Raw genomic sequence first — 14,392 nt, 5'->3', positions numbered from 1 at the left:
CCGGGGCGGGGCGCTCCCGCCGGGGGCGTCACAGGGCACCGCCGCGGGTGAGGACGACCCAGTAGAGGGCCGCCACGGCGAGGGCGGAGAGCAGGGAGCCCGACAGCCGGGCGGCCTGGTGCAGGCTTCTGGCCGCCCGGCCCGTGAAGGGCTCGGGGCGGCGGGGCATCGTCAGGGTCATGCGGGGGTCCTTGTCCAGATTCCACGGCGGAGGGTGAGGGCGGCGTACGGCAGGAGCCACGCCAGGACACAGCAGGAGAGCAGGCTCATCAGGGGCCGGTACCGCCAGCGGCGGTCGCCCGGGTTGTCGAGGCGGAAGGCGAGTCCCCACATGCAGCCCTTGAGGAGTACGCCGGACACGTAGAGGAGGGTGAGTCCGACCGCCCAGTGCAGGGGCGCCCACACCAGGTGGAAGAAGACCAGCGCGGGAGCGGCCACCACCCACAGGGCGTGCCCGTAGTAGAGGAGGGCCGGGACCGGCCCGCGGCGCCACATGAAGCCGCCGGTGAAGAACAGGTTGCGGATGAAGCTCTTCTTCCAGCGCACCTGCTGGTGCATGAACGGGCGCCACCGGGCGGGCACGTTCGTCCACACCCGGGCGGACTGGCAGTAGCCGACCAGCCAGCGCCGCTCCGGGTGGTCGTGGCCGGTGACGAACGGCGAGTCGGCGTGCCGGCGTTTGAGCGCCTGCCCGCGCCAGGCCTGGCCGAGGACGTAGCCGGTCAGCTGGCGGTCGGTGGCGAAGCGGAAGGGGGCTCCGGCGAACCGGTCCTCCGCCCAGGCCGGCAGGTAGTTGTAGATGGCCTCGCGCCGGAAGGCGGCGAGCGGCCCGGACACGCAGGACACCGCGCCGAACGAGGCCTCGGCGGCCTTGGCGATGCGGAACTGCCCCTCGTACCAGACGTCCTGAACCCGGGTCAGCAGGCTGGCCCGCTGGTTGAGGGCCCGGCAGTGGCCGCTGACCGCGCCGAGCTCCGGGTGGCGGACCATGGCCCGGACGCACCGGCCCAGCGCGTCCGGCGCGATGACGCAGTCGGAGTCGGTGAAGACGAGGATGTCGCCGTCGGCGACCGCGCAGGCGCGCACGAGTGCCGCCTTCTTGCCGACGTTGGCCTCCAGCCGGATGACGGTGATGCCGAGTTCGGCGGCGAGGCCGTCGAGGATGGTGCCGGTGCCGTCGGTGGAGCCGTCGTCGACGACGACGACCTGGAGGTCCGGGTAGTCGGACGCGGCCATCGAGCGGACGCACGCCTCGACGTTGCCGGCCTCGTCCTTCACGGCGAGCAGGAAGCTGACCTTCGGCCGCTCGGGCAGCGCGGGGAACCCCTCGTGCCCGCGGGCACGCCGGCGCAGGGTGTGCACCGACGGGTCGTCGTACTGGGTGTAGGCGAGGTAGAGCAGGCAGGCGGTGCCGGTCAGCACGGTCAGTCCGTAGAAGGTGATGACGCTGGTCTGGTACGGCACCTGGACGGCGCGCCGGGCGATCAGATAGAGGACGGGCAGCAGCGCGGTCAGCCCCAGCAGCCGCAGCAGCCCGATGCGTTCGCCCGGCGCCAGGTACGGCTGCACCCGGCGTTTCAGGGAGGTCAGCAGGCGTCGGGCGGCGGAGCCGGCCGGGGCGGTGGGGGTGAACGGCAGGGAGAAGTGCGGAGCGGTCACCGGGCACCGGTCCGGGCGTGCAGGCGGCGCCGGGTGTCCAGGACGCGGGGTGCCGCGTCGAGCCAGCCGAGGTCGGCGCCAGGGTGGGCGGTGTGCAGGACGACGAGGTCCCAGCCGGTGTCCTCGGGGTCCGGCACCGACGTCAGGGTCCGGCCGGCCACGGTGAGCGCGGGCACGTGGCAGTCGCTGTAGGAGACCTCGGCGCCCTGGCCGGCGAGCAGTTCGATCAGCCGCAGGGCCGGGCTCTCGCGGACGTCCGACACCCCCGCCTTGTAGGCCACGCCGAGCACCAGCACGCGGGCGCCGACGAGGGACAGCCCGTCGGCGTCCAGCAGGCCGGCGGCCTGGGCGGCGATCTGCGCGGGCCGCTCGCGCAGGGCGGCCATCGCGGTGCGCAGCAAGGGGGCGGACTTCGCGGAGGGCAGCTGTCCGAGCAGGTAGTAGGGGTCGCAGGGGATGCAGTGGCCGCCCGCTCCGGGCCCCGGGTAGAACGGCATGAACCCGTACGGCTTGGTCGCCGCCGCCTCGATGACCGGGATCGGGGCCAGGCCGAGGTGGACGCAGGCGTCGGACAGCTCGTTGGCCAGGGCGATGTTCACGGCCCGGTAGATGTTCTCCCAGAGCTTGGCCATCTCGGCGGTCTCGGGGCCGGCCACCTCGTGCAGGCGGGAGGCGGTGGGGCCCAGCAGGGCGGTGGCCGCCCGGGTGCTGAGCGGTCCCGCCCCGCCGACGATCCGGGGGGTGTTCTCCGGCAGGTGGCGTTCGTTGCCCGGGTCGATGCGTTCGGGGGAGAAGGCGACGAAGACGTCCTCCTCGGCCCGCAGTCCGCGCGCGGCGAGCGGTTCCAGCAGCAGTTCCCGGGTGGTGCCGACATGACTGGTGGAGGTCAGCACGATCAGCTGGCCCGGCACGGCGTTCTCGACGACCGTCTCGCACGCGGCGCGCAGTGCGGTCAGGTCGGGCGCGTGGTCCTGCGTGACCGGGGTGGGAACGCACACGACGACGGCGTTCGCGTCGCGCAGCGCGCTCGCGTCGGAGGTCATGCGGAAGTCGCCGGTGTTCTCTACGCAGGCCAGGGTCGCGTGCTGGGCGGGGAGCAGGTCGACGGTCCCGGCGCGGATGGCGGCGATGCGCCGGTCGCTGGTGTCGACCCCGATGATCGTGGCGCCCGCGCTCCACAGGGCGAGGGCGGTGGGGAGTCCGACGTAACCGAGGCCGACGACGGCGACTGTGGTGCCGCGAAGGGCCTCCGGGTCCGTCGTCCCATTGCTTGCTGAGGTTTCCGTGATAGTCACAAAGTGATATATACGCGGCACTTCAGGCATATTCCGGACGGACGGGCCGCCGCGTCACCCGGTCGGCGGCCGGGGAGTTGCGGAACCGGCGGAAGAGGGGTGCGCCCCGGCGCGGACGCAGCACGTGTCCGGGATCACAAACATTGCGGGGCGACAAGCGGAATGCTCCGGCGGAAGGTCCCGTTAGGGTCGTTGCACGCGCACATACCGCTCGGTATCCCTAGGAGCTCCCCCCGTGACCCTCAGCGACGACACTCCCGCCGCCCGCGCCGCGCGGATCCTCGCCCGGCCCGTCTCCCTCAACGGCCTGACCCTCCCCAACCGGATCGTCATGGCGCCGATGACCCGCCAGTTCTCCCCGGGCGGCATCCCCGGCGCGGACGTGGCGTCGTACTACTCGCGCCGCGCCGCCGCGGGCGTCGGTCTGATCGTCACCGAGGGCACCTACGTCGGCCACGCCTCGGCCGGCGAGAGCAGCCGCGTCCCGCGGTTCCACGGCGAGGAGCAGCTGGCCGGCTGGGCGAAGGTCGCCGAGGAGGTCCACGCGGCGGGCGGCCGGATCGTCCCGCAGCTCTGGCACATCGGCATGGTCCGCAAGCCCGGCCGGCCGCCCTTCGCCGAGGCCCCGGCCGTCGGCCCGTCCGGGCTGCGCGTCGACGGCACCGAGGGCACCGGCGAGGCGATGACCCAGCGCGACATCGACGACGTCATCGGCGCCTTCGCCGAGGCCGCCGCCGCGGCGGAGCGCATCGGCTTCGACGGCGTCGAGCTGCACGGCGCCCACGGCTACCTCATCGACCAGTTCCTGTGGTCGGGCACCAACCGCCGCACCGACGCCTACGGCGGCGACCCGGTGGCCCGCACCCGGTTCGCGGCGGAGGTCGTCGCCGCCGTCCGTGAGGCCGTCTCCCCGGACTTCCCGGTCATCTTCCGCTACTCCCAGTGGAAGCAGGAGGCGTACGACGCCCGGCTCGCCGCGACCCCGGAGGAGCTGGAGGCCATCCTCACCCCGCTCGCCGCGGCCGGTGTGGACGCCTTCCACGCCTCCACCCGCCGTTACTGGCTCCCCGAGTTCGAGGGCTCCGACCTGAACCTGGCCGGCTGGACCAAGAAGCTCACCGGCAAGCAGGTCATCAGCGTCGGCTCGGTCGGCCTCGACGGCGACTTCATCCGCGCGTTCGCGGGCGAGGGCGCCCCGGTCGGCAGCCTCGACAACCTGCTGGACCGCCTGGAGCGCGACGAGTTCGACCTGGTCGCCGTGGGCCGCGCGCTGCTCCAGGACCCGCAGTGGGCCGAGAAGGTGCTCGCGGGCCGCTTCGACGAGCTGGCGCCGTACGACGCGGCGGCGCTGCGGACGCTGAGCTGAAACAGCGGAACGGAACGGCCGGGACCCTGCGGGGTCCCGGCCGTTCCGCTGTCCTGGGTTTCTTGAGTAAGTCAAGCAGCTGACTTAAAGTTGCCTAAGTCAAGCACTCTGGATTCCCTTCGACGGAGGCCCCGCCATGCCCGACGCCCCTGCCCGCCCCGCCGAGACCGGGGGAGCGGCACCGCCGAGGCCCAACGCCGTCGTGGCGGTGCTGGCGTTCGCCGGAATCGTCGTCTCGCTGATGCAGACCCTGGTCATCCCGATCGTCCCGGAACTGCCCCAGCTGCTGCGCGCCGACGCCTCCGACACCGCCTGGGCCGTCACCGCCACCCTGCTCGCCGCCGCCGTCGCCACCCCCGTCATGGGCCGCCTCGGCGACATGGTCGGCAAGCGCCGCATGCTGCTCGTCAGCATGGTGCTGCTGGTCGCCGGCTCGGTCACCGCCGCGCTCAGCGACTCCCTCACCCCGATGATCGCCGGCCGCGTCCTCCAGGGCCTCGCCTCCGGTGTCATCCCGCTCGGCATCAGCATCATGCGCGACGAACTCCCCGCCGAACGGCTCGGCTCCGCCACCGCCCTGATGAGCGCGTCCCTCGGCGTGGGCGGCGCCCTCGGTCTGCCCGCCGCCGCGCTCATCGCGGACAACCTCGACTGGCACGCCCTGTTCTGGACGTCGGCGGCCCTGGGCGTCGTCGCCACCGGCCTGGTCGTCGCCCTGGTACCGGAGTCGAAGGTCCGCACCGGCGGCCGCTTCGACGTCGTCGGCGGCATCGGCATGGCCGTCGGCCTGGTCTGCCTCCTGCTCGCCATCTCCAAGGGCGCCGACTGGGGCTGGGCGAGCGGCACCACCCTGGGCCTGTTCGCCGCGGCGGTCGTCGTCCTGCTGGTGTGGGCCTGGTGGGAACTGCGGACCCCGCAGCCCCTGGTGGACCTGCGCAGCACCGCCCGCCGTCAGGTGCTGGTGACGAACCTGGCGTCGATCGCGGTGGGCTTCGCGATGTTCGCGATGTCGCTGGTGATCCCGCAGATGCTCCAGCTCCCGTCGGCCACCGGCTACGGCCTCGGCCAGTCCATGCTCGCCGCGGGCCTCGTCATGGCCCCGTCCGGCCTGGTCATGATGGCGACGGCGCCGGTGTCGGCGGCGGTCTCCCGGGCCCGGGGCCCCAAGGTGACCCTGATGATCGGCGCCCTGATCGTGGCGGGCGGCTACGCCCTGAACATCGCCCTCATGGACGCGGTCTGGCACTTCGTGCTGGTGTCCTGCGTGATCGGCGCCGGCATCGGCTTCACGTACGGCTCCATGCCCGCGCTGATCATGAGCGCCGTGGACCCGTCGGAGACGGCGGCGGCGAACAGCCTCAACACGCTGATGCGGTCCATCGGCACGTCCACGGCGAGCGCGATCGCGGGCGTGATCCTCGCCCAGATGACGACGCGGTTCGGCCCGGTGTCGCTGCCGTCGCAGGACGGCTTCCGCACGGTGCTGGCGGTGGGCGCGGGCGCGGCGCTGCTGGCGTTCGCGGTGGCGGCGTTCATCCCGCGCCGGCGGGTCGCGGACGCCCCGCAGCCGTCCGCGGCGGGGGAGCCGGAGCTGTCCGCCACCAAGGCGTAACCGCTCACCGGCTACAGGTTGCCCATCGGCTCGATGTCGACCCGTACTGGGGTGCCCCACACCCGCAGCACCTCGTAGTCGGTGAACTCGTGCACGAGCCGGTACGCCATCGCGGGCCGCGACCCGCGCCGCTGGGCGGCGATGTACAGCTCGGCCTCGCGCCGGTCGCGGCGCGGGGTCCCGCACAGCTGCCACTCCTGCCCGTTCCACAGCTCCGGCAGCCACCGCTGCTGGGGCTGCGGGCGGTCACCGCGCGTGCCGTACCGGGACGGCGCGGTGGGCGTGGGCGCGGCTGCCGGGGCGGGCCCGTTGAACTCGGCACGGCGGGCGGCCCGGCGCCGCGTCTCGCAGAGCAGGCACAGATCCGGCGCGGCCTCGTCGACGGGCCCGTTCGGATGCTCGGCGCAGCGGGTACTGGGCGCGGCGGACGTGACGCTCTCGTCCAGCAGGTCCAGGGCCCGCCGCAGATCCGCCTTCACCTCGTGCAGCCTGGCGTCCGGGGTGTCGGCGGTGAGCGCCTCCCCGTGCTCCCCGAGCAGACGGAGGGCACGGCCTAGGGCGGTGAGCTGGGCGTGGTTCATGGTTATCAGTCTGCGTAATCCTTGAGCTTTTCGGTGTCCAGGGTGATGCCGACGGGGGCGGGGAGGTCGACGGTAGCGCCCCAGGCATACCGGTGGGACTGCTGGTAGCGGCCGTCCTTGGGGTCCGTGTAGACGACGTCCTTCGTACGGACCCGCCCGTTGACGAATTCGAGCCGTACGCCATCAGGGGCCACGTCGACCAGGTCCTCGAAGTCCTCGATGGGCATCTGCGGGCGCTCTGCGGTGCTGGGGGTCATGGCGTCGCCTCCTCCCCTCCATGGTGCCCGGGGCTGGTGGCATCGGACCGCAGGAGCTGTCATACGGGTGCCTTCTCTCGGCGTCGGATCATCGCGGCGCGGATCTCCGCAGCGTGGGCGTGGACTGTGCCGGCGGGTACCGGCGCACTGGAGTGGGCGGGGGCGCGTTCCCCTCGGCATGCGCCGCACTGGCCTCCCGGCAAGGCCTCCGGGCGTCCCGGCAGGCCGCAGGTCGCGCACTCCAGGACGCGTCGAGGCGGGCGCGGGGCGGGCGGGGGCGGAAGCTTCTGCGTCAGGCGGGTGCGGAGCAGGGCGGCCGGGTGGTGGACCGGGCTGGGCAGGCCGCTGGTCAGGGCATGCCGTACGACGTCCTCGTCGGCGCCCCGCGCGAACCACTCCACGACCAGCGGGGCGAGCTGCGCGCAGTCGGCCTCCGAGAGGGACAGGGCGGGGGTGGCGCGGCCCAGTGCGGCGAGGAAGATGTGGGCGCGGGAACGGGTGGGGCCCTGCCGGGGTTCCGGCTCAGGCGCGTCGCCTCGCGTGAACGCCGCCCACCAGGCGTCCTCCCGCGCGGTACGGGAGAACCACGATCGGGTGATCCAGCGGGAGCTGCCGTCGTCGGCGGTCACCGTCTCACGCCCCCGGCGCAAGTGGCCCGACTCCTGCAGCCGGTTGAGCGCCGTGCGGAGCGCGCACTGCCCGTACGGCAGGTGCTTGGCCAGCGTTTTCACCGAGATGTCGGCGCCGTCGGGGAGGCGGTCGATGTACGCGGCGATGGCGGCTTCGCGGGGCGCGAGGTGCGCGAAGTCGTGGTTCGCGCGCGGGGATTGCCCGGGTGCGGAGCGCTTGCCGTAGCCCGGGTTGGACATGGGGTGCGCGGGCGGGAAGGCAGGACTAAGGTGGGCGTCAGCCACGGGATCGCTTCTCCGATCTCGTTGGTTAAGCCCCCGCAGGTGTTGGCGCACCGGGCGGGGGCTGTTGCTTGTTGCGGGAACGCTAGAGCCTCGTCACCTTGCGTGGCAAGTCGGACGCTACGCGTCAACTCGCCGGGTGGGAGGGTGGGTTGAGACCCACCGGCCATTCCTTGAAAAGAGGGCTCGGAGCTCGGCACTTGAGCCTCGGGCGGCTCGCCCAAAGCCTCGGCTTGACCCTCACGTTGCGTGAGGCTGAAAGGTGAGGCGCATGAGCGACTACTTCAACGCGTTCGAGATGAGCCCCGTGCCCGCTCCCGGCCCGGACGCGGTCCCGCCGGAGCCGTTCCGCGGCATCTACGGCATGCCCGCGTTCGCCACCGTCCCCACCGACGACCTGGCCGCGTCGGTGGACTTCTGGACTCGTGGGCTCGGCTTCTTCGAGCTGTTCAGCATCCCCGGCACGCTGGTGCACCTGCGCCGCTGGGCCTTCCAGGACGTGCTCCTCGTCAAGGCGGAGAGCGTGCCGCAGCAGGCACCGGCGATGAGTTTCAGCTTCGCGTGCGTGCTCAGCGAGGTCGATTCCGTCGTCGAGGCCTGCCGTGCGGTGCGCCCGGACTCGGTCGACGGCCCACGCGACACTCCGTGGAACACCCGCGACGTGGAGGTGATCACCCCCGAGAACGCACGGATCGTCCTCACCGCGGCCAAGCCCTTCGACCCGGACAGCCAGGAGGCGCGCAACCTTGAAGCCATCGGCATCACTCCTCCGGACACCGGCCACGGCGACAATGGGGAGCATGCGTGATGCGACCGACGCCGATGGTCTGACCGTCGGTCAGGCCTCGAAGCGTCTGGGCGTCACGGTCCGCGCCCTGCACCACTGGGACGAGATCGGCCTCGCGCGGCCGTCGCTGCGCACGGCTTCCGGATACCGGCTCTACACCGCCGGTGATCTGGAACGCCTCCAGCGCATCGTCGTCTACCGCGAGGTCGGGCTCGGCCTGGACACGATCCAGGCCGTCCTGGACGACTCGACCGCGGACGTGCCCGCCGCGCTGCGCGCGCAACGCGCCCAGGTCGCCGAACGCATCGACCGCCTCCGGCAGCTCAGCGCCGGACTGGACCGGATGATCGACGCCCACGAGCACGGCCTGCTGCTCACCGCCGAGCAGCAGGCCGAGATCTTCGGCCCCCAGTGGAACCCCGACTGGCCCGCCGAGGCCCGGCAGCGCTACGGCGACACCCCGCAGTGGCGCCAGTACGCCGAACGCTCGGCCTCTCGCAGCCCGGAGGAGTGGCAGGCCATCACCGAAGCCGTCGCCGACGTCGACCGCGCCCTCGCGGACGCGATGGACGCCGGCGTCGCACCGGGCAGCCCGGAAGCGAACCGGCTCGTCGAACGGCACCGCGAGGTCTTCTCCTCGTACTTCCCCCTCACCCGGCAGATGCAGGTCTGTCTCGGCCGCAGGTACGAGGCCGATCCGGGATTCGCCGCCCACTACGACGGCATACGCACCGGCCTCGCGACGTGGTTCCGCCGGGTCGTGGACGCCAGCGCACGCGCCCACGGCATCGACCCCGACACCGCGACCTGGGAGTGACCGACTAGTCCGGCTGCTTCAGCCCACCGACGAACGCGGTCCACGCCGAGGCTCGGAACACGAGCTTCGGGCCGGTGGGGTTCTTGGAGTCGCGGACGGGGATCACGTCCACGTGGCCGGCGGCGACTTCGAGGCAGTTGTCGCCGCCACCACCGCTGTAGCTGGACTTGCGCCAGGTGGCACCGTGCAGGTCGTACTCAGGAATGCTCCTCATGGGCGTAATCCTGCGCCAACGCGTCGAGGAGAGCCAGGGACTTCTCCGGCGAGAGCGCGGAGGCGGTGAGGAGTTCGTAGGTGAACTTCATCTGGGTGACGGTGAGCGGGTCGTCCTCCAGCCGGCCAGTGCCGACACCCTCGAAGTAAGCCAGCGGAGGGGCATCCTCGAACTCCATCAGCTTCAAAGCACCCTTCATCGCCGCGTGCCCTCCCGCGCTGAACGGCAGCACCTGCACGATGACCCGGTTCCGCCGCGCCAGGTCCGCGACGTGGCGCAGCGCCTCCGCCATCACCACTCGACCACCCGTCGCTCGCCGCAATGCCGCTTCGTCAAGCACCACCCACAACACGGGCTTTGTTGGATGGTCGAGCAGGCGGGTACGCGCCACCCGTCCGTCCACCCACTCGTCGATGGTCTCCTCCAGCGCCGTCGGGTCGTAGGCACGGTTCACTGCTCGCGCATAGGCGGGCGTCTGGAGCAGCCCAGGGATCAGCATCGGGGCGTACTCCCTGATCACCGTGGCTACGGCCTCCGCCTCCGCCGCCTCCGCGAAGTGCTCCGGATACTTCGACTTGGCCACCGCCGCACAGTTCCGCTGAAAGAAGTCCTCCGTCCCGAGGACGTCGTCCAGCATCCGCGCGTACTCCGGCTGCATCCTCCGCGTCCCGGCCTCCAGCTGGCCGATGAACGACCCGCTGACGTACAGCCGGTGGCCCAGCTCCTCCTGGCTGAGCCCCGCCTTCTCTCTCGCGTGGCGGAGTTCCGCGCCCAGCAGTGCGCGGGGGGAGGACGACGGGTCGAGGTCCTTCGGTCCTGGCATGGCAAGTCCCTGTCGTACACGTGGGGTTGTTGGGGTGCCGTGTCTGGCCAGGTTAGAGGCGTAGGGGACACGCTGTGTGGTGAATCGGAAACTCAGCGTGGAGGTACGGGAGCGTGCGGACAACCGAGGAGATCGTGGAGTCGCTGCGGGCGGCGCTGGAGAGCGTGGGGGTCGTGTTGCCGTCCCTGTGTGTCGATCCGGTGACCGGTGCCAGTGACGAGCCGTTCGCTCTGGTCGACCTGGGCCGGTGCAATGTGCGGACCGCCGAGCAGCTGACCGAGCTGCTGCGGGCGGTGCCGGCGGGGGACGCGCTGCGGGCCCGGGTGCGGAAGGTGAACCGGGAGCGGCGGCGGCTTCAGTCGTGAGGCCGGGGCCGCGGCAGGCCGCGTTCCGCGAGTTCGTCCGCGCACTCCTGCGGTACCGCCACGTCCACGGCGAAGGAACCCCCGTAGCCGGGCGGCGGTGAGGGGTCGAGGGCGTCTTCGACGTAGTCGGCGAGTTCCTGGCAGTCGACGGCGTGCGTGCCGGTCGGGGTCGGCTCCTCGGAGGGGAACTCCAGCGTCTCGGTGTACGGCTCGGAGGTGAGCGCGGAGGTGGCGGCGAGGCCGGACAGGCACAGCACTGCCCAGGCGGTGACGATCCTGCGGCGGGCGGGGGGCACGGTGTGCCTGTCTACCCGTCAGGAGGCGGTCTGTCCACCTCGTCCACCTCGGATGCCGAAGACGTACGTCGTCACGAAGCCCGCCGCGTAGCCGGTGAGCAGTCCGCCCGCGTAGATCGCCGCCGTCGCGGCCAGGCCCCGTTCGCCCGACAGCAGGGGGAACAGGGCCCAGCCCGAGGGGCCGATCGCGGTCGCGCCGACCGTGTCGCCGAGCATCGCGAAGACGCCGAGGAACGCGCCGCCCGCCGCGCCGCCCACGCAGGCGGTGAGGAAGGGGCGGCCCAGCGGCAGCGAGACGCCGTAGATCAGGGGTTCGCCGACGCCCAGCAGCCCGGCGGGGAGCGCGGACTTGATGGTGGTGCGGATGGACGTGTCGTGGCGGAGGCGGATGTAGATCGCGAGCGCCGCGCCGACCTGGCCCGCGCCGGCCATCGCGAGGATGGGGAGCAGGGCGGTGCTGCCCTGTTCGTCGATCAGCGTCGCGTGGATGGGGATCAGGGCCTGGTGGAGGCCCAGCATGACCAGGGGGAGGAAGAGTCCGCCGAGGAGGAGCCCGGCGAACGCGCCGGTCGTCGCGAGGAGCCAGTTCGCGGCCGTGCCGATGGCCGTGGAGACCGCGCCGGCCGCGTACATGAGGCCGTAGAGCGTCGTCAGGCCCCCGAGGAGGACCGTCAGCGTCGGGGTGAGGAGGACGTCGAGGGTGGGCGGGACGATCTCGCGGCACAGCTTCTCCACGTACGTGGCCAGCAGGGCCGCCGCCAGTGCGCCCAGGACGCCGCCCTGGCCGGGGGCGAGGGTCACGCCGAACGCGGTCACCTTCGCCACGCCCGGGAACACGACGATCGCCGCGACCGCCCCGCCCAGCACCGGTGTGCCGCCGAACTCCTTCGCCGTGTTGTGGCCGACGAACACCGCGATCAGCGCCATGAAGCCCGAGCTGATCGAGGCGAGGGCCGGGGTGACGCCCGAGAGTACGCCCGCGTTCACCAGCAGGCCGTTGACCCCGGCCAGCACCCCGCAGCCGATCAGCGCCGGGATCAGCGGGACGAAGATGTTCGCCACCCGGCGCAGCGCCAGCTTCACCGGGGTCGCGTTGCGTTCGCGCTGCTCCTGCCGTAGCTCGGAGCCGCGCGCCGCCAGTTCCGTCGCGCGGTCGGGGGCGAGCAGCGCCTCGAACTCCGGCGTCACCCGCGCCACCGTTCCCGGGCCCAGCACGATCTGGTACGTGTCGTCGTCCACCACGCCCAGGACGCCGGGCAGGGCCCGCAGCGCCTCCTCGTCGACGCGGGTGCGGTCGGCGAGGCCCAGGCGCAGGCGGGTCATGCAGTGGGCGACGGACGTGACGTTCTCGCGGCCGCCGACCAGGGGGAGGAGGGCGGCGGCCATGGCCTGGGTGGCGTGGTCGGTCATGGAGCAACCATGCGGCCGGGGCGCGCGGGAATGGGGTTCGAGTTCGGCCAAGTGGCCGATCAGCGCCCCACCGCTCCCAGTGCCGCCCGTAGCCTGCCCTGGTTCTCCGACAGCAGCCGGGCCGCCGTCCGCCCGTCCACGTCGGCCAGGATGCTGAGGATCGCGTCCTTCACCTCACCGGCCGAGTCGGCCAGCGCGCGTTCGATCTCCTCGTCCCCGGCGCCGGTGGCGAGGGCGACGATGCGGTGGGAGCGGGCGCGCAGCTTGTCGTTGGAGGCCCGCACGTCGACCATGAGGTTCCCGAAGGTCTTGCCGAGCCGGATCATCGTGATCGTCGACAGCATGTTCAGGACGAGCTTCTGCGCGGTGCCCGCCTTGAGGCGGGTGGAGCCGGTGATCAGCTCCGGGCCGACGACGATCTCGATGCCGTGCTCGGCGGCCGCGGCGAGCGCGCTGCCCGGGTTGCAGGCCAGCCCGACGGTGAGGGCGCCGAGCGCGCGGGCGTGTTCCACCGCGCCGACGGCGTACGGGGTGCGGCCGGACGCGGAGATGCCGACCACCGTGTCGTCGGGGGACAGGGCCAGCGCGTCGAGGTCGGCGCGGGCCAGCTCCGCGGAGTCCTCAGCGCCTTCCACGGAGGTCACCATGGCCTCGGGGCCGCCCGCGATCAGGCCGACGACCTGGGCGGGGTCGGTGTTGAAGGTCGGCGGGCACTCGGAGGCGTCCAGGACGCCGAGCCGGCCGGCGGTTCCGGCACCGGCGTAGACCAGGCGGCCGCCGCGGGCCATGCGGGCGGCGACGGCGTCGATCGCGGCGGCGATCCGGGGGAGCTGCCGGGCGACGGCGCCGGGCACACCGGCGTCCTCCCCGTTCATCAGGGTGGCGATCTCCAGGGTGGACAGCCGGTCGATGTCGGCGAGTTCGGGGCGGAACGCCTCGGTGGTGAGATTGTCGAGCTGGGCTCGCAGGTCACGGGAGTCGGAGGGCGAGGTCATGGGGGGCGGCTCCAGTACGGGTAGTGCGGTGTCTCATCTGCGGTGCCGGTGCGCCAGCGCTTCGTACGACGCGGACAGGGCCGGTGCCGCCGTCTCGTACGTCCGCTGTGCCACCCCCACGAACAGGCAGTCCACGACCAGCAGTTGGCTGGTGCGGGACGACATCGCCGCCGGGCGCAGCTCGGTCTCCCGGGCGATCGACGTGGTCAGCACATGGTCGGCGTACTGCGTCACCGGCGAGTCCGGACGGCCGGTGATCGCGACGGTGGTCGCCCCGCGTTCGAACGCCACCCGCAGCGGCTCGATCACGTCACCCGTCGACCCGGAGTGCGTGATCGCGATCGCGACGTCGCCCGCGCGCAGCTGCACCGCGTTGGTCACGGCGAGGTGCGGGTCGCTGTGCGCGTGGGCTATCACCCCTATGCGCAGCAGCTTCTGCGTGAGGTCCTGGGCGACGAGGCCGGACGCGCCCACGCCGTACACGTCGATCCGCCGGGCGTGGGCGGCCGCCGACACCGCCGCTTCGAGCTGCGCGGTGTCCAGGGCGGCGGCGGTGTCGGCGAGGGTCTGCTGCTCGTCGTAGGCGAGTTTGGCGACGACGTCGGCGATGGGATCGTCGACCGCGATGTCGGTGGTGATGGCGGGCGCGCGGCCGGACTGCTGCTGGGCGGCGAGGCCGGCCAGGGCGAGCCGCAGGTCGCGGTAGCCCGGGTAGCCGAGCAGCCGGGCGGTGCGGACGACGGTGGCCTCGCTGGTGCCGGTGAGTTCGGCGAGGCCGGTGACCGTGAGCGCGGCACAGCCGGCCGGGTCCTGGGCGACGGCCTCGGCGACGCGCTGCATGGAGCGGGTCATGGACGGGGCGAGCGCGCGCACCTTCGCGGCGAGGGCGCCGGGAGCGGGCGGCCGGCCACCGAGGCTTCCGGACGTGCCGAAAGTTTCCTTCACTTCCCTGGTCACGGCTGAAAGATATTTTCGGCTCGTCCTCCGGTCAAGAGTGCGCACAA

Annotated in this window: 17 protein-coding genes; 5 read left to right on the top strand and 12 right to left on the bottom strand. The window is 72.5% G+C overall.

Going from position 1 to position 14,392, the window contains the following annotated elements; genetic code table 11:
• Positions 1–28 precede the first annotated feature (28 nt).
• From AMK31_RS40690 to AMK31_RS18470, 3 genes are read right to left on the bottom strand one after another with little or no spacing between them, the layout of a single operon-like run.
• The gene (locus tag AMK31_RS40690) at positions 29–181 is read right to left on the bottom strand and encodes a hypothetical protein (protein WP_158074540.1); all 153 of its coding nucleotides are present in this window, start codon (positions 179–181) and stop codon (positions 29–31) included.
• Entirely contained in the window at positions 178–1,659 is a 1,482-nt protein-coding gene (locus AMK31_RS18475) for a glycosyltransferase family 2 protein (RefSeq protein WP_241842672.1), read from the bottom strand. The genes AMK31_RS40690 and AMK31_RS18475 overlap by 4 nt, the downstream gene beginning before the upstream one ends.
• Entirely contained in the window at positions 1,656–2,954 is a 1,299-nt protein-coding gene (locus AMK31_RS18470; protein ID WP_241842671.1) for a nucleotide sugar dehydrogenase, read from the bottom strand. The genes AMK31_RS18475 and AMK31_RS18470 overlap by 4 nt, the downstream gene beginning before the upstream one ends.
• 235 nt (positions 2,955–3,189) lie before the next feature.
• Here AMK31_RS18470 and AMK31_RS18465 point away from each other — a divergent pair, with 235 nt between their 5' ends.
• Both AMK31_RS18465 and AMK31_RS18460 read left to right on the top strand, forming a co-directional pair.
• The gene (locus AMK31_RS18465; protein ID WP_073941639.1) at positions 3,190–4,320 is read left to right on the top strand and encodes an NADH:flavin oxidoreductase; all 1,131 of its coding nucleotides are present in this window, start codon (positions 3,190–3,192) and stop codon (positions 4,318–4,320) included.
• Between the two features lie 136 nt (positions 4,321–4,456).
• Positions 4,457–5,932: an MFS transporter gene (locus AMK31_RS18460; RefSeq protein WP_073941638.1), complete on the top strand. Its 1,476-nt coding sequence runs from the start codon at positions 4,457–4,459 to the stop codon at positions 5,930–5,932.
• Between the two features lie 11 nt (positions 5,933–5,943).
• Here AMK31_RS18460 and AMK31_RS18455 read toward each other — a convergent pair whose 3' ends face one another.
• Genes AMK31_RS18455 through AMK31_RS18445 form a run of 3 tightly spaced genes read right to left on the bottom strand, consistent with a single transcriptional unit; the run spans position 5,944 to position 7,639 of the window.
• Positions 5,944–6,513 carry a hypothetical protein gene (locus AMK31_RS18455; RefSeq protein ID WP_073941637.1) on the bottom strand — a complete coding sequence of 190 codons (570 nt, stop codon included), beginning with the start codon at positions 6,511–6,513 and terminating at the stop codon, positions 5,944–5,946.
• A gap of 5 nt (positions 6,514–6,518) precedes the next feature.
• On the bottom strand, positions 6,519–6,770 hold the full coding sequence (locus tag AMK31_RS41035) for a hypothetical protein (protein WP_198948509.1): 252 nt from the start codon (positions 6,768–6,770) through the stop codon (positions 6,519–6,521).
• Between the two features lie 59 nt (positions 6,771–6,829).
• On the bottom strand, positions 6,830–7,639 hold the full coding sequence (locus AMK31_RS18445; protein WP_073941635.1) for a hypothetical protein: 810 nt from the start codon (positions 7,637–7,639) through the stop codon (positions 6,830–6,832).
• 313 nt (positions 7,640–7,952) lie between these two features.
• Here AMK31_RS18445 and AMK31_RS18440 point away from each other — a divergent pair, with 313 nt between their 5' ends.
• A complete protein-coding gene (locus tag AMK31_RS18440) occupies positions 7,953–8,489 on the top strand; it encodes a VOC family protein (RefSeq protein WP_073941634.1) in 537 nt (178 codons plus the stop codon).
• On the top strand, positions 8,482–9,285 hold the full coding sequence (locus AMK31_RS18435; protein ID WP_107468647.1) for a MerR family transcriptional regulator: 804 nt from the start codon (positions 8,482–8,484) through the stop codon (positions 9,283–9,285). The genes AMK31_RS18440 and AMK31_RS18435 overlap by 8 nt, the downstream gene beginning before the upstream one ends.
• A gap of 4 nt (positions 9,286–9,289) precedes the next feature.
• On the opposite strand, the gene AMK31_RS18430 is transcribed toward AMK31_RS18435, so the two are convergent.
• Positions 9,290–9,499, bottom strand: a complete 210-nt coding sequence (locus tag AMK31_RS18430; protein WP_073941632.1) for a DUF397 domain-containing protein — start codon at positions 9,497–9,499, stop codon at positions 9,290–9,292.
• Positions 9,483–10,322 (bottom strand): helix-turn-helix domain-containing protein, encoded by an 840-nt coding sequence (locus tag AMK31_RS18425; protein WP_073941631.1) that lies wholly within the window; start codon positions 10,320–10,322, stop codon positions 9,483–9,485. Before AMK31_RS18425 ends, AMK31_RS18430 begins: the two co-directional genes overlap by 17 nt.
• Positions 10,323–10,435: 113 nt before the next feature.
• Between AMK31_RS18425 and AMK31_RS18420 the strand changes: the two genes are divergently transcribed.
• Positions 10,436–10,687 carry a hypothetical protein gene (locus tag AMK31_RS18420; protein WP_073941630.1) on the top strand — a complete coding sequence of 84 codons (252 nt, stop codon included), beginning with the start codon at positions 10,436–10,438 and terminating at the stop codon, positions 10,685–10,687.
• Here AMK31_RS18420 and AMK31_RS18415 read toward each other — a convergent pair.
• Genes AMK31_RS18415 through AMK31_RS18400 form a run of 4 tightly spaced genes read right to left on the bottom strand, consistent with a single transcriptional unit; the run spans position 10,678 to position 14,345 of the window.
• A complete protein-coding gene (locus AMK31_RS18415) occupies positions 10,678–10,983 on the bottom strand; it encodes a hypothetical protein (RefSeq protein ID WP_143204241.1) in 306 nt (101 codons plus the stop codon). The two genes, AMK31_RS18420 and AMK31_RS18415, sit on opposite strands and share 10 nt — an antisense overlap.
• A gap of 18 nt (positions 10,984–11,001) precedes the next feature.
• Complete coding sequence (locus AMK31_RS18410) at positions 11,002–12,393, bottom strand: PTS transporter subunit EIIC (RefSeq protein WP_073941628.1); 1,392 nt, start codon at positions 12,391–12,393, stop codon at positions 11,002–11,004.
• Positions 12,394–12,452: 59 nt separating this feature from the next.
• The gene (gene murQ / locus AMK31_RS18405; RefSeq protein WP_073941627.1) at positions 12,453–13,388 is read right to left on the bottom strand and encodes an N-acetylmuramic acid 6-phosphate etherase; all 936 of its coding nucleotides are present in this window, start codon (positions 13,386–13,388) and stop codon (positions 12,453–12,455) included.
• A gap of 33 nt (positions 13,389–13,421) precedes the next feature.
• A complete protein-coding gene (locus AMK31_RS18400) occupies positions 13,422–14,345 on the bottom strand; it encodes a MurR/RpiR family transcriptional regulator (RefSeq protein ID WP_073941626.1) in 924 nt (307 codons plus the stop codon).
• Positions 14,346–14,392: the final 47 nt, after the last annotated feature.

Source organism: Streptomyces sp. TSRI0107 (genome assembly GCF_001905845.1).
Taxonomy (GTDB): Bacteria; Actinomycetota; Actinomycetes; order Streptomycetales; family Streptomycetaceae; genus Streptomyces.
Note: the sequence above shows the minus strand (reverse complement) of the source record. Positions and strands in the feature narration are given on the sequence as shown.